10 protein-coding genes are annotated in these 14,983 nt (G+C 61.9%); 4 read left to right on the top strand and 6 right to left on the bottom strand.

Annotated elements, in window-relative coordinates:
- Positions 1 to 22: 22 nt before the first annotated feature.
- The gene (locus tag ABUK12_RS18200) at positions 23 to 415 is read right to left on the bottom strand and encodes a DUF4150 domain-containing protein (protein WP_410013156.1); all 393 of its coding nucleotides are present in this window, start codon (positions 413 to 415) and stop codon (positions 23 to 25) included.
- A gap of 253 nt (positions 416 to 668) precedes the next feature.
- Between ABUK12_RS18200 and ABUK12_RS18195 the strand changes: the two genes are divergently transcribed.
- Positions 669 to 1,841, top strand: a complete 1,173-nt coding sequence (locus ABUK12_RS18195; RefSeq protein WP_410013155.1) for an AAA family ATPase — start codon at positions 669 to 671, stop codon at positions 1,839 to 1,841.
- 78 nt (positions 1,842 to 1,919) lie between these two features.
- Here the strand turns inward: ABUK12_RS18195 and ABUK12_RS18190 are convergent, their stop codons facing one another.
- The 5 genes from ABUK12_RS18190 to bcsR all read right to left on the bottom strand — a co-directional run bounded on the left by ABUK12_RS18190 (position 1,920) and on the right by bcsR (position 11,223).
- The gene (locus tag ABUK12_RS18190; RefSeq protein WP_410016704.1) at positions 1,920 to 5,186 is read right to left on the bottom strand and encodes a cellulose synthase subunit BcsC-related outer membrane protein; all 3,267 of its coding nucleotides are present in this window, start codon (positions 5,184 to 5,186) and stop codon (positions 1,920 to 1,922) included.
- Positions 5,187 to 5,285: 99 nt separating this feature from the next.
- Positions 5,286 to 7,634, bottom strand: coding sequence for a cellulose biosynthesis cyclic di-GMP-binding regulatory protein BcsB (gene bcsB / locus ABUK12_RS18185; RefSeq protein ID WP_410013154.1), 2,349 nt, complete (start codon positions 7,632 to 7,634; stop codon positions 5,286 to 5,288).
- Positions 7,635 to 7,644: 10 nt separating this feature from the next.
- A complete protein-coding gene (gene bcsA / locus ABUK12_RS18180) occupies positions 7,645 to 10,257 on the bottom strand; it encodes a UDP-forming cellulose synthase catalytic subunit (protein WP_410013153.1) in 2,613 nt (870 codons plus the stop codon).
- Positions 10,254 to 10,973 carry a cellulose biosynthesis protein BcsQ gene (gene bcsQ / locus ABUK12_RS18175; RefSeq protein WP_410013152.1) on the bottom strand — a complete coding sequence of 240 codons (720 nt, stop codon included), beginning with the start codon at positions 10,971 to 10,973 and terminating at the stop codon, positions 10,254 to 10,256. Before bcsQ ends, bcsA begins: the two co-directional genes overlap by 4 nt.
- Positions 10,974 to 11,016: 43 nt before the next feature.
- Positions 11,017 to 11,223, bottom strand: a complete 207-nt coding sequence (bcsR, locus tag ABUK12_RS18170) for a cellulose biosynthesis protein BcsR (protein ID WP_410016703.1) — start codon at positions 11,221 to 11,223, stop codon at positions 11,017 to 11,019.
- A 109-nt stretch (positions 11,224 to 11,332) separates the two neighbouring features.
- Here bcsR and bcsE point away from each other — a divergent pair, with 109 nt between their 5' ends.
- The 3 genes from bcsE to bcsG are packed head-to-tail and all read left to right on the top strand — an operon-like array spanning position 11,333 to position 14,920.
- The gene (gene bcsE / locus ABUK12_RS18165) at positions 11,333 to 13,054 is read left to right on the top strand and encodes a cellulose biosynthesis protein BcsE (RefSeq protein WP_410013151.1); all 1,722 of its coding nucleotides are present in this window, start codon (positions 11,333 to 11,335) and stop codon (positions 13,052 to 13,054) included.
- A complete protein-coding gene (bcsF, locus tag ABUK12_RS18160) occupies positions 13,051 to 13,275 on the top strand; it encodes a cellulose biosynthesis protein BcsF (RefSeq protein WP_410013150.1) in 225 nt (74 codons plus the stop codon). Before bcsE ends, bcsF begins: the two co-directional genes overlap by 4 nt.
- Positions 13,268 to 14,920 carry a cellulose biosynthesis protein BcsG gene (bcsG, locus tag ABUK12_RS18155; protein ID WP_410016702.1) on the top strand — a complete coding sequence of 551 codons (1,653 nt, stop codon included), beginning with the start codon at positions 13,268 to 13,270 and terminating at the stop codon, positions 14,918 to 14,920. Before bcsF ends, bcsG begins: the two co-directional genes overlap by 8 nt.
- Positions 14,921 to 14,983: the final 63 nt, after the last annotated feature.

Genomic DNA, 14,983 nt, shown 5'->3' with positions numbered 1-14,983 from the left:
AGAATCCTGTTACCGGCGGGGGTTACATTCCAAGCATCATGATTTTCAGCTGGCTGGGAAGCAGCCGCATGCCCACCATATTGGTACCGTTCTGCAGGCTCAGGCTGGTCATGCGGGTGGCGGGAGAACCTTTGATCAGGGTGGTGAACGCGCCGGTTAAATGGCGCGAGGTCCCCATTACCGTACCCGACATTACCCCCAGGCTAATGCCGGCATTGTCGCCGAAGCTGGCATAGGTCAGGGTGGCCATATTATGCGCGGGCAGCCCGCCGAACAGGATGGTATAGGTATGCGGCGTCGCCGTGCAGCCCAGCGCCATATTGGGGTAAGGCACCGGTACGGGCACCGGCGCCGGCGTCAGGCAGACGTCGGGAAACGCCAAATCCATGCCGAATAATTGACAATTCGCAAACATACCCCTATTCCCTTTTCGCCAGCGGCGCCAGGCCAAAAACAGTGGCGACCACGCTATCAAACAACGGGAAAAAACCGCTACGGCGTTTACCTGATTTTATGCTCAACCATTGCGTTGCCGGCGTGGCCCGCAACCCGCTAACATTAGCGGCGGGGAGGCCGTTGGCGGTGGATAGCCGTTGGAAAACCGCGACCCAGGGTTATTTTTCTGTGGTATGGTTTAGCCGTCGCGTCAGCCATGGAGTCGTGTCCCGATGATTAACCTGCTTGCCGTTTCCGGCTACCGTTCCCTGCGTGATCTGACGCTGGAAATCGGGCAAATTACCGTGATAACCGGGCCGAACGGCGCGGGCAAATCCAGTATCTACCGCGCGCTGAATCTCCTGGCCGACATTGCCCAGGACCGCATAGTGCAGTCGCTGGCCGCGGACGGAGGGCTGCATTCCACCCTATGGGCCGGCCCGGAAACGTTTTCGCGCGCGATGATCAACGGCACGCTTCCCGTGCAGGGGACCCAGTCCCGGCAGGCGCCTGTCAGCCTGAAGCTGGGATTTTCCGGCGATACCTTTGGTTATGCCATTGATTTGGGTTTGCCTGAGAAACGCGACATGCCCCCCGGCAAAGCGATGTTTAACCGCGATCCCCACATTAAAACAGAAGTGGTCTGGCATGGTCCGCTGTACAGCAAAAGCGCGACGCTTGCGGATCGCCATGGGCCCGCCGTGCGGATACGCGATGAACGCGGCGTGTGGCAAACGCCGTTCCAGCACCTGGCGGTCTTCGACAGTATGATGACACACTGTATCGATCCGCTTAATGCGCCGGAGCTGCTGATGCTGCGGGAGACCATGCGCGGCTGGCGCTTTTACGATCATCTGCGTACCGATCGCGACGCCCCGGCGCGCCGGCCGCAGATTGGCACCTATACGCCGGTGCTGTCCGGGGACGGCGCCAACCTGGCCGCCGCCATCCAGACCATTTATGACATCGGCTTTGCCGAGGATTTGGACGAGACCATCGACGACGCATTCCCCGGCGCGGCGCTGCGCGTCGCGCAAAACGACGGTTACCTGGAGCTGCGCATGACGCAGCACGGGCTGCTGCGCCCCCTGAAGGCCGCGGAACTGTCGGACGGCACGCTGCGCTTTTTGCTGCTGGCGGCGGCGCTGCATTCGCCTCGTCCCCCTGAGCTGATGATTCTCAATGAGCCGGAAACCAGCCTGCATCCTGAGCTGCTGCCGGCGCTGGCGCGCTTGATTACCGCCGCCGGGCGCAGAACGCAGATCGTGATTGTTTCCCATGCGGCGGCCCTGGTGGACGCACTGCGCGCGGCATCGTCAATCACGGCCATTGTGCTGCAAAAACGGCTGGGGGAAACGCTGGTGGTGGACGACGACGGGCCATTATGGCATTGGCCGGCGCGCTGATTCTTTTCCTCACCGGCGGAAAACCGTTCAACCAGGCGCGCCGGGGATGACGACACCGGAGGGGATTTTCCGGCCGGGTTATTTAAAATCCGCATAGGGGTTCAGCGGCTGCGGCGGCATTGCGAGGTCGCCCTGCCAGCCCGCCATCGAATAGCGCAGGTAAGCAAGGATATGGCTGGGCGTGTAGTCCTTGGCCTGCTGGATATCGATACCGGCGCCAAGGGTCCAGTGCGACGACAGGCGCCGTTCGATTAACGCCTGGACGGTATAGCCAAACCCGGAACTGTCGCCGCCCGACGATAGGATGTCGGCGGCGCCCACCCCCGCCAGGGGATAACGCCGCCGCTCTTCCGTCGAGGCGTGCGACCAGGATAACGAGGCGCCGAGCTGCCAGGCGACATTTTCCGCGCGCGCGCGATAATTTACCGGCACGGCCAGGGAAAAATAGCGCTGCGGGCTATAATACCCGCCCTGCCCCAACGTATAGCCGCTCAAATCCCGGCGATAATGCCACAGCATCGAATTCAGCCCCACGGTGGCCCGCCGATCCTCTTCGTTAATCACCTTATAATAATACCCGCCCATCAGCCGTTCGCGGCTATTGTCGGCCACGTTTTTACCGGTCAGCTGATGCGCGCTCAGATCGCCCCACAGGCCGTTGGCGTTACCCTGATCATAACTCAGGCCCAGGCCGCCGCCGGTGGCGCGCACGCCGCCCCAGGTCATGCCGGTGCCGGGATCGCGAGCGCCGGCAAAGGACAGCAGCGAGCTGGAAACCGGCCGGCGCGAGGCGGTGGCGGTCCAGCCGAGACTGCGCCAATCGCCGCTATAAGCGACGCCGCCCACCCAGTCGACCACCGGAAAACCCAGCGGCGTGGTGCCGATATCGGTTTTCCATTGGTCATTTTCCCAGCCGGCGCCCAAGCTAACGCCGGTCGCCGTTTGGCGGCGGTTGCCGTGACAGGGCAAATCGGCGCACGTGCCGAAGGTGCCGCCGTAATCGTTGGCCAACGTTCCCGCGTCCATACGCACAATATCGGCGCGGCCAAAAGCCCGCCCCTGATCCCAGGGCATATCCGCCTGCAGCATGGTGGTATTAGCGCTCAGATCCGATTTGCCGGGGGTTCCGCCATCGCTCCAGAAATCATGGTCCAGGGTAAAGTTAACGTCCTGTTGACGATACAGCCCGCCGGCGTCGGCGCGGATACCGCGGCGCAGCCAGTCGTCGCCGGGGTTATGACGCGTCAGGCGGGTATACTCATCGTTATTCGCGGGGACGCCGGCGCTGAGGCCCGCGGCCTGCATGGCAGATTGATAGTCCGCGCGCGCTGCTTCCGGCTGGCCGCCCCGTTGCTCGACACGCGCTAAATCACGGTAAATCAGCGTTTTATCCTGCCCGTTCGGCGCTGTTTGTACCCGTTTTTTCAGTTGCCGCAGCCCGGCCGCCGCCCGCGCCGCATCGCCGGCGTCCAGCCAGGCCATGGCGATGCGCCGCTGCTGATACAGGCTCAGTCCATCGGTCGTCGATCGCAGGTATTGCAACGCCCCGCGCGCTCCTGCCGGGTCGCCGGCGGCAAGCCGCCGCTCGATGACGTCAAGCCGGCGGTCTATGTCTTCCGCGCGTTTCTCCCGCTCCAGCCGCTGCGCCAGCTGGCGCATCCCTTCGCTCCACTGACCGGACGGCAGCCCGCGCAGATGGGTCAGCGCCGCATCGTCCCGCCCGCTGCCCGCCAGATACAGCGCATAAGCGTACACCTGTGCGGGATCGCCGGGATAGCGCCGCGCCAGCGCGGCCATCAGGGTATCAGCCTCTGACACCCGGGCCGTATGGCGCAGCGCCTGGGCATAATGATACGCGGTCCAGATAGCGCCCGGCTCCAGGTCCAGCGCCTGCCGGTAACGCTGCGCCGCCTGCGCCCAGTGTCCCGCGCCGGCGTCGCGCCCGCCCTGGTCCGTGAGTAATGTCAATTGGATAGCGAGCTGCTTATCCCGCAGCTTTTGCCGCTGGCCCGGGGGAAGCTGCCCGAGATAATCCAGCGCCAGCTGCGGCGAGCGGCGCTGGTAAAGATTGACCAGCCCGCGCTGGGCGCTGCCGTTGTCGTGCTCAAGGGCCAGCGCGCGGCGATAAGCATATTCGGCCGCCGAGTCATTATCGCGCGCCACCGCCACATCGCCCAGGCCGACCCAAGCCCAGGCGTCCCGATCGTCAATACCGCGCGCCTGCCGGTAATAGCCATCCGCCTCGGCGAGATGCCCGGACTTAAGCGCGCGATCGCCCTGCTCCAACGCCCACCAGTAACGGTTGGTTTGAATCAGGCCCCGCCATTTTGCGCCATTAAAGCCATTTTGTTCAGCCTGCTGCGCCCGCGTAAAATAGTCCAGCGCCCGCAGGCGTTGGCCGGAGCGCGCATAGGCCAGCCCCATGGCGCCCAGCACTTGGGCATCGTCCGGCGTGGCGGCCAAAGCCTCGGTTAACGGCGCAATGGCGCCGGAGGAGGCGCCCTGTTCAATTTTTGCCAAACCCTCCATCCTGGCCTGATAGCGCGGGTCGGCCAGCAGCGCCTGCCGCCGCCGCAGTTCCTGCTGCGCGGCGTCGGCAGACGCGCCGTCGTTGAATACCCTAAGGTAAAATTGCAGGGCCGACACGCTTTGCGCGTCCACCGGCGTTGCCTTTATCCGCGCCAGCCACATTTCGGCGGCGGGCTGCCGGCCCGCCGGGGTATTCGCCACCTGCCGCAGCCAGTCGATAGCCTGTTCGTTCCGGCCGGCGGCAAAGGCGTATTGGGCCAGTTGCAGGCGCAGGGCGACATTGCCCGGATACTGCCGGTCAAGGTCGGCCAATTGACGTTCGGCCTCGTCTTGGTGGCCGGGTACGCGGGCCACCAGTTGCCAATATTCCAGCGCCAGCTCCACCGGCGGCGGCTGGCCGCCGAACACCTGGTCGTACAAGGCGCGGGCCTCCGCCAGCCGGCCCGCCGTGGCCAGCAGGCGCGCCTGCTGCAGCCGCTGCTGTGTTTCCGGCCGCGCCAGCTCCAGGCTGAGCCGCGCCTGGCGAAATTCCGTTGAATCCGGCGCCAGCCGCTGGATTTTTTCCAGCCGCTCCCGCGCCTGGTCCTGGTTGCCTTCACGCAGATCCAGACGCAGCTGGGCCGCCAGCACTTGCGGACTATCGGGCGCGATTAACGCTAAACGGTCCAGTGACTGGCGCACCAGTTGATCCTGATGATTAGCCTCGCCCAGTCTGACCTGCGCCAGCAGCCACTGCTCCGGCGCTATGGCCGGCGGCTGCCCGGCGCGTACGGGCGGCATAACGGCTAGCGACAAGGCCACGCCCAACACCATCATCAGCGCCTTGCCCACCGGCCCTTGTGCGGGGCGGCGTATGGCGGCCGGAAGGCTGCCCCCGGCGCCCCATGGCGCGATAAAACGAACGGTGGGCATGCGTTATTCCCCGTCGCCCGCGGATAAACGACGGCGGCTGAGGGCGCGTAAACCACACCAGAGCACCATGGCGGCCAGCACCACGGCGATCACCGCCATCAGCGCCAGTATTACCGGATGATGGGCCAGGGCATTCCAGACACGTTCCCACCAGGGCAAATGACCGACGTAATAGGTATCGCCCACCTTCAGGCTGTTGACGCCGGAATCGCGGATAAGCGCCACCGAACCGAAAACCCGCGCCTTTTGCAGATTATCCGCCATGGCATTGTTAAGCAGGGCGTTGCCGTCCGGTCCCTTCGCCAGCAGCGCCACGATGCTGCGCTGATTGAAGTAAGGCGACTGCAGGCCGACCACGGCGGCGATGGATCCCTGCGCGGCGATCTGGGTACTGGTATCGGCCAGGGCGTCCACGTCCGGCGTGGTATTGTCCGGCAGCGCCGCCTGGCGCACCGGCTGGTTGATCCAATCGCGGGTGGCGGCCAGCAGCAACTGGGCTTTTTTGCCGTCGCGCATGCCGTCGTTTCGCAAGACCGCGGGCAGATCACCTATCAGCAAAATATCGGCATCGACGGCGCTCACCTGCGACCCGTCCTCGCTCAGGCGCATGCCCAGGGCCGGATAACCGGTTAGCGCGCCGATATTACCCAGCGTGTTCAGCAGGGTGGTCAACTGTAGCGGCTGCGGTTTCGGCGGCACCAGCACCAGCGTCTGGGACAGGTCGGCCAGGCGGCTGAAGGGATAACCCGCGTTGGCGAAAGCGCGCAGGTCCGGCATCGCCATAAAATGCCGGTAGCCGGAAAAATCGATAGTCGAACTGTCGTCGATCACCACATGATTGGGCACCGTGGTGTAGGTTTCACAACGCCCCTCCGCGCCGCCGGCCAATAGCGAGGTATAGTCGAAAGCAAAACGGATCTGGTTAACCGCGCCAAGCTTCAGCGCCGGAATCATCAAGTCCCGGTGATCGGCCAGCAGGCCCCGCAACAGCGACAGGTGCAGCAGCTGCGGACCGTCGTCATGGCCGGGCAGCAGGATAAAGTCCTGCACAAACTGATTATTCAGGCTGACGCTCAGCCGCGAGGTATTTTTCAGCTGGGGCGAGGTGTAGCGGTAGCGCAAACGCATATCGATACCCTGGCTGTTGATCAAAAACAGATCGGGCGGCAGGTTCATATTCAGGCTAATGGGCGTGGGCACGATCCCGTCCGCCTGCAGCTGTTCGGGGTACTGCTTAAGCTCGCCAAAATTCATCGGCCGGTCGGTGCGGACCCAGTTGGGCGCGTCATAGGGCTGGCGCGGCTGAAGCTGCTCCACGCTTTCCACCGCCACCGCCTGCCCGCGAAACAGCATGTTGCCCTGCGCAATGCCTTTCACCGCCGTAAGCAGATCCGCATCATCGCGCCCGGTTATCAGCAGCAGTTTAATAAAAGGATTATCGCGCGGGCTGACCATCGCCACCGCCGGGCCGGTGGCCGGCGGCATATCACGCAGGAAATCCGGCCGGCCGGCGTTGGTGGCGAACACCACCGCATGGCGATCGGGCTCGCGATTGTACAACACCGGGAACGTCTGGCCGCGCCATTGCGCCCTGACGCCGAACCAGGAGGCCAACATCGCCGCGGCCTGCTGCTGGCCCGCATCCGGCGCGGCGGCAAAGACCATCGGCAGCGTCAGCGGCCCGGTATCGCGCGCATCGAAAAACGGCATGGGGAAACGCGATAAATCATTCTTCAGCGGCAGTGTTTGATAGCGCAGCGCCAGCGAGCTGCCTTTGCCGATCTCCAGCCACAGGGTGGTATTGGCCGGATTCTCGCAGATATTCTGGTAGTGGCCGACAAACTCCAGCCGGATACGATTAAAATCGGTGATATAGCGCGGATCTATGGGTACCTGTACCTGGTTTTCCTTGCCCAACTGCTGCTGACCGATAGCCTGCACCGCCATCAGCTGATCGTTAAGATAAACCTTCAGATGCGACTGCACCGGGATAAGCGACGGCGACGGCGTATAGTGTAAATTCAGCATCGCCTGGGTAACCACCTCATCGCCGCGCACGCCGAATTCAACCTGGCCGTTAGGCTGGATGCCGCGCAGGGTCATGGTGCCGGGCGGCGGCGCGATGACGGCAAAGGGCAGCGTGATGTCGCGCACCGGGGCGCCTGGCATCGGCGCATCCGGCCCGCGGAAAGCCGCATCGGGCGCAGGCGCCTGCTCATCCCGCGTCCCGGTTGCGGCCCCGTTTAACGTCAACGCCGGGGGCGCCGCCTCTGCCGGGCCGCCGGCGCCGGATACCGGCGCCGCGCTGGCGAATAGCGCGACGGTGAGCAAAGTCCATATCAGGTTTTTCATCGGTTAGTCATCATTGAGGGGTTTCATCGCTGCGGACGGGCCGCGGGGGATTGCGTGGCAGGAAAGAAGCGATCCAGCCACCGGCGTTAAAAATAAGGACGATTAGCGGACGCAGCGCCGGCGGCGCGATATCCAGCATGCGCAGATAGCCGCGCGCGCCGAGGGCCAGCACTTCGCCCAGGCTTTCCAGCGGCTTGTCCTCCGGAAAGCTATCGCCGCGCACCACCCAGCTGTCGGCGCGGGCAAAGGTACACTGGATAAAATCCACATGCTGCTGAAGCGTCAGGGGTGCCAGCTGGATGCCGGCCTGGCGGCCGCCCGCGCGGCTAACGCGGCAGGGAAAGGCATACTCCTGCCGTCCGCGGCTGAGCAGCAGGGTGATATCCTGACCGGGCTGCAATACATCGCAGGTGTGCATCTCAAGCCCCGCGCCGCTGTCCGAAAAATTGTGCATGACGCAGCCGTGCACATGGCCGTCCCGGGTGGCGATCGCCGCCGGCAGCACGGTATCCACCCGGTGCGCCGCGCGAATCTGTTTAGCCTCGAAGGCCACGGCAATGGCGCCGCCAAGAATAATCAGGTTGTACAGCACCCAGGCAAGGCTTATCACCACGGTCAGCAGTTCGTCGCCGCGGCTATAGGTCAGGCGCCAGGCGCCGGCCGCCAGCCCGGCGACGTTCAGCAGCATCAGCACCAGATAGGGACGGGTGATTGTCCAGTCGATATAGGATTGATCGTTCAGGCGGCCCTTGGCGGTGACGTTAAACGTGCCGGCGTAGGGATTGAGCAGCGCCATGGTGGTCGGCCGCGCGATATACCAGGCCAGCACCGTTTCGTAGATCTCGCTCCAGAACGAGTGGCGGTACTTGCCCTGCACCCGGGAGGTCGTCAGGCTGGCATGGACCATATGGGGCAAAACATACAGGGCGATGGCGACGGCCGGCGCGTAGATGATATAGGCATGCAGCAGCAGAAACGCCAGCGGCGCGGTCAGGAATATCAGCCGGGGGATGCCCGCCAGGAAATGCAGCATGGCGTTGGCGTAACATAAACGCTGCGCCAGTTTCAGCCCTTTGCCGAGCAGCGGGTTATCGATGCGGAAAATCTGCACCATGCCCCGCGCCCAGCGAATGCGCTGGCTGATATGCGCCGACAGGCTTTCGGTTGCCAGGCCGGCGGCCTGCGGAATACGGATGTAGGCTGAACTGTAGCCATGCCGGTGCATCCGCAGCGACGTATGGGCGTCCTCGGTGACGGTTTCCACCGCAATACCGCCGATCTCATCCAGCGCAGAGCGGCGCAATACCGCGCAGGAGCCGCAGAAGAAACTGGCGTCCCACAGGTCGTTGCCGTCCTGTACCAGGCCGTAAAACAGCTTTCCCTCGTGCGGCGTGCGGCGTACACGACCCAGGTTGCGCTCAAAAGGGTCCGGCGAAAAAAAGTGATGGGGCGTTTGCAGCATGCCCAGGCGCGCGTCCTTGAAAAACCAGCCGACGGTCAGTTGCAGGAACGAGCGCGTCGGCACATGATCGCAGTCAAAAATAGCCACCAGCTCGCCTTTGGCCTGTTGGAGCGCGTAGTTGATATTGCCCGCCTTGGCGTGTTCATGACGAGGCCGGGCGATATATTCCACGCCGATTTCCCGGGCAAACTCGGCGAATTCCGCACGGTTACCGTCATCAAGCAGATACAGGGTGATTTTCTCTTTCGGCCAGTCGATGCCGAGAGCCGAATACAGCGTGGGTTTCACCACGCTGAGGGCTTCGTTATAGGTGGGGATCAGCACATCAATGGTCGGCCAGCTGGCGATATCCGCCGGCATGGGCGTCGGCTGGCGATTAAGCGGCCACAGGGTCTGGAAATAGCCCAGCACCAGCACCGTCCAGGAATACGTCTCCGCGCCAAGCAACAGCAACCCCCATACCAGGCTCACCGGATCGCTCCAGTTCAGCGTGGCGGTATAGCGCCACCACAGATACCGGCATGACACGGTTAACGACAAAACAATCAGCATCAGGGCCGGGAAGCGCCCCGCCATATCGCGCACGATCATCGCGATGCCCCACAACAGCATCACAAACACAAACTGCGCCAGATAGCCGAAGGGCTGGGAAATGCAAAAACCGGCCAGCACCGCCGCGACAAGCCCGGCCAGGATCATTAACGCGCGGCTTAACAGGCGGCGCAGACGCGCGCTTGCAACCGGCGCGGCGGCAATCCGCGCGGCAGGCGCCCGGCGCCCGGCCACAGTACGCAGCCGGCGGCGCAAACGCGCCCGCCAGCGCCGGGAAATATCGCCATAAAGCGCCCGCTGGCGCACGCCCCCGGCGGGCATAATCAGCAATAGCCACAGCGTTTGCAGCACATAGCGGACCAGATCGAGCGGGCGGGGACGCGCGGCGGAAACATGGGGATACCAGCGCCCGCGCTGGCGACGGATGCGTTGCCAGGCCGGCGTTTCGAACCGCAGCAACAGCCAGCCGGCAATCACGCAAACCATCATCAGCGCCGCGGCCGGCCGGGAAGCGCCCGCCCGGCGGTAGCCACGGTAGCGGTCACGCAGCGCCGAATGCACCGGCGGCGGCAAGAACACCGACAGGACGCCGGGCCGCCGGGAATTCATTGTTCACCGTTGCGCAAATGGATCAGGCACCAATTGGCCAGAGTAGTCAGCTCCTGGCTGATTTTGCTGTGCGGCATAAATGCGCCCACCGGTTGCAGCGCCGCCAGGGACTCCGCCATCGCCTCGTCGCGATGCAATACCACCGGCAGCAAGTTCGGCAGGCTTTGCTGCCAGAGCAGCAGCAGGTCCTGCTGCAAGGCGCTGGCGGGAACAAATTGGTTAACCACATAATGAGCATGCCGGGGCAAGGATTGCTGATGCAGGCGCACATGGCACTGGGCGTCGGCCTGCAGGAGGGTAAACACGCCGTCGGCCAGGGATACCGCCTGGGTCGCCAGGGCAGACTCGCCGGCGGGGACGTCCAGCACGATCCAATGATAGGCCGACAGGGATTTCAATTGGGCAATGTTCTCCCGCCAGTCGGTCAATGAGTCCAACGCCTGCGTCCCGTCGGCCAGCCGGCCGAAGGGCAGAAAATCGAGCAGTTGGCTATAGCGCATGGCGCCATGCTGCCAGCCGGCGCCGGCCTGCACGGCGCTGGCCCAACCGCGCGGGGCGGAAAAAGGCATGGCGAAATGCAGGCGCAACAGGTTATCCGGTGAAAAATCAATTGCCAATACGTTCTCGCCCAATTGGGCCAGCGCCCAGCTCAGGCCGGCGGCCACCGATGTCGTGCCCGTCGCGCCCCGGATACCCCGCAGGGCTATGACCGGCATGATATGACTCCGCAAGAACGGTAAACCATGGCCACGGCAGGCTTCATGAAGCTTCCGCCTGGGATGCGTCATACGCCACGCCGGCCAATTCGGCCAATAGCGGCCAGCGCGACATCATCAGCGGAATTTTTTCCGCCCGGGTTATATCGACATAATTTAATTCCGGCAGGGAAAAGAGGTGACTTAACACAGCAAAATCATCACTCTCATCATGCGCTGCCGCGCCAGGGTCTATGCTATCCAGTTTTATTTTCCTTTATACGGTGCCATTACCTGGGTTTGGCATTAATCCAGCAAAAATTAAATCAGCGTAAAATAGGGTTCTGATGTAGCTAATTAACTGGTCATTTCATTCCAGAATGGTAATATTTATTATACTCCAGTATTCGATGCCGGCCCAAGCACACTTTAAAGACTTTCAATCCCGTTGCTTTTACACCTACTGCAAGCAGATAAAAATGGCACTGTCTTTTCCTTTTGGCATAAAAAATTGTTGGGATGATACGTCTTTAATGCAACCCCGGGGGCTGTACTGGGTCAATACCGATACCGAGCCGGCCGCCTATGAGCTGTGCGGGCAAGTGGTGGACGCACAGCGGCCAGATGTAATAATTTCAGTTATATATCAGAAAGATAACCCCACGTCCCTCCCCTGCACCTCGACATTGCCGCCTGAACATGCCCTGATCGTCCGTTTATTATCAGCCGAGGATAAAACCCATTATTATCATCAGGCGGCAGGGAAAAAAGCGTTAACCGACTTGCCGGTTGATATCAGTCGCCTGCCGCAGATCAAAAATCAACTGTTGATATTTATGTTGACCGCCGCGGCAGGGAATGATCTGGCGCCAAATGATTTTAACCAGTGGCTGCTTGAAATTGCCAGCCAATGCGCGCGCCAGAATTGCGCTATGCTCATTCTCTGTTATGGCAAGGGAATTCATGCCCTCATTCCGCGTTTATATGTCCAAAACCGCGTATTATATGGATTGGCTACGCTAAATTCAGCCCATTACCCACCGCAATATGTAATGTCCTGGTGGCACAATCAATTCGGCGTGGAAGCAAATACCGCGTACGCTTTACAGCCGCGCAGTCCCGGCTGGGAAATAGCGGCCTCTCCGGCATCCGCGCAACATATTAATAACCACAGTGACGATCAATGGATGTATCTTGCGGAAAACAGTATTTTGGAAGGCGCGCCGCCCTTATCGGATAAGTGGTTTATTTTTGCCGACAACCAGCGCCTGGTGGACCGTGGCCTGCGCGCACGCGCCGCCACGCTGATTTTTGCCCTCAGCGCCAACGACCAGATTGAAACGCTGGCCCGGCAAATTCATCTCCTGCGTATCCGGCGCGGCAACGCGCTCAAAATTGTCGTCAGGGAAATGTACCCCGCCCTGCGCTATATCGATCAACGCTTATTACAGGCCTGCGGCGCTAATTTAATCGTGCCGCACGCGGCGAGGCTATCCAGCTTCCTGACGCTGCTGGACGACATCCAGCAAGGCACGTTTAATCGCTATGTACCGGAAAATATTGAATTATTGCTGCAAGGGCGGCTGCCCGACCGCCACAAAGGTTTTTTGCCGCTGCCGGTATTTTGCGAGGTGATGCAATCCATCCTGGGACAGCCTACCCTTGCGGTAGAAACCCGCGGCGTACTGCTTGCCCTGCGCCCGGTCGGCGGCATCAGCCCGCAGCAGGCCATGTCGTTGTGCCATCTGCGCCGCGACGGCGACGTGCTTACCCTCACCGACAGCCATCTGTATTTGTTTTTATCCAACTGCCAGACCAGCGATGTGGATAGCGTGCTTAATTTCTTATTCAGCCTGCCTGCCGCCGACATGTTCCAAAACCGCACCCTGTGGTATCAGGATAATGCCATCCAGGCGGAGGTTCGCCGCCTGTCGGGGCTGGCCGTGCCGCCTGAGCCGCCGCCCGCCGCCGCCGAGCCGTCCCGGGACGCGCCGCCGGGTAAAAGACGCCGGCTACCCGTACCCCTCATCGTGCAACTGGACGGCAAGCCATTACCGCCTTCGTTTTCACCCCCGCGCAATAATAAAGGCTACGGACAATGAACATCGTCGATATCCTGCAAATGTTCTGCTTGGCGGCGGTGATATTTATCCCGCTCGGGTTTATGGCGCATAAATATTTGCCGCTGTGGCGTAATCGCTTTAATGCATGGTTTTTATCCCCCCGCTATCTGCGTCCGATCAGGGCAAGCCATGTCAAAACCCACCTGGCGATAAAAATAAACCACCGGTCAACGGCGGATAAGCCGGCACATGATGAATAACCCGCGCGTTAACACCTCCGTTTTTCAGAACGGGCACACCTGGCGCGGACTGGGTGGCTGGAATTATTATTTTTTACTGAAATTTATCCTGCTCTGGCTGGGCTATTTGCATGTCGACGCGCTGGCCAACCTGTTTTTCGCCGCCTGTCTGCTGTTTCCCCTGCCCACGGCGCGTCTGCACCGCTGGCGCCAATGGCTGGCGCTGCCGTTTGGCCTGGCCTTGTTTTACCATGATACCTGGCTGCCGGGCTGGCGTTCCATTCTCCATCAGGGCGCGGATGTCAGCGGCTTTAGCATCGACTATTTGCTGGAATTGGCCGATCGGTTTATCAACTGGCGATGGATTGGCGTCGCCTTCGTGCTATTGGTAGGGTATCTGTTTGTGGCGCAATGGCTGCGCATTACCACCTTCACGGTGGCGGGCCTGCTGTGGCTCAACCTGAGCCTGCTGTTGCCCCCGGGGCTGACCCAGGCGCCGCCCGCGGCCGCCACGCCCGCTCCCGTCGCCCAGCGCGCGCAGGAAACGGCGCCGGCGCAAAACCTGCCCAATACGGTCAGCGGCCCGCCGACCAACGCCAATCTCGATGCCTACCTGCAGCAATTTTATCAGCGCGAGCAGGCCAGGCAAACGCCGTTCCCGCAGACGCTGCCCCCCGATGCCCAGCCGTTTGATTTACTGGTGATCAATATCTGTTCCCTGGCCTGGTCGGATCTGGATGCCGCCCAGCTGTCCGCGTCCCCGCTGTGGTCGCGATTTGACCTGCTGTTCACCGACTTCAACTCCGCCACCGCCTACAGCGGCCCGGCGTCAATTCGTCTGCTGCGCGCCAGCTGTGGTCAAACGTCCCATCATGATTTGTACCAACCCGCCGCCCGGCAATGCTATCTGTTCGACAACCTGGCGAAACTGGGCTTTGGCGAACAGCTGGCGATGGATCATAGCGGCGTCTTCGGTAATTACATCGGCAACCTGCGCCAGGACGCTGATATGCAGGCGCCTATCATGTCGCAGGCGGGCCTGGGTCATGAACTGGCCTCCTTCGACGGCGAGCCTATTTTTGACGATGGGCAACTGATGGCCCGCTGGCTGGCAAACCAGTCCCGGGCGGCCACCGGGCGCAGCGCGACATTTTTTAACCTGATCGCGTTGCACGACGGCAATCGTTTTGTCGGCGCAGCCAAAGGCGCCGATTACCGTACACGCGCGCAAACCCTGCTTTCCCAGCTCAACGCCTTTATGGACCAGTTGGATAAATCCGGCCGCCGGGTGATGCTGATCGTGGTGCCGGAACACGGCGCCGGGCTTGTTGGCGATAAAATGCAGATCTCCGGCCTGCGCGATATTCCCAGCCCCGCCATTACCCATATTCCGGTCGGCGTAAAATTCTTCGGCACGCGCGCGCCGCATCCGGCCCAGGCGCTGAACATCACCGCCCCCAGCAGCTATCTGGCCATTTCCGAACTGGTGGCCCGTTCGGTGGACGGCAAGGTCTTCACCACGTCCCTCCTGGACTGGCCGGCGTTAGGCGCCAATCTGCCCACCACCCCCAAGGTGGCGGAAAATGAAAACGCGGTGGTGATGGAATACCAGGGCAAAGTGTATATCCGCCTCAATGGCGGCGGCTGGGTGCCCTACCCGCAATAATGGATAATCCCCGGGCGATGGCCTCCGCCGCCCGGCGCGGGTAGACGGCGCCCCACATCGCCA

Origin of the sequence: Sodalis sp. C49 (assembly GCF_046352915.1) — a bacterium.
Classification (GTDB): domain Bacteria; phylum Pseudomonadota; class Gammaproteobacteria; order Enterobacterales; family Enterobacteriaceae; genus Acerihabitans.
Note: the sequence above shows the minus strand (reverse complement) of the source record. Positions and strands in the feature narration are given on the sequence as shown.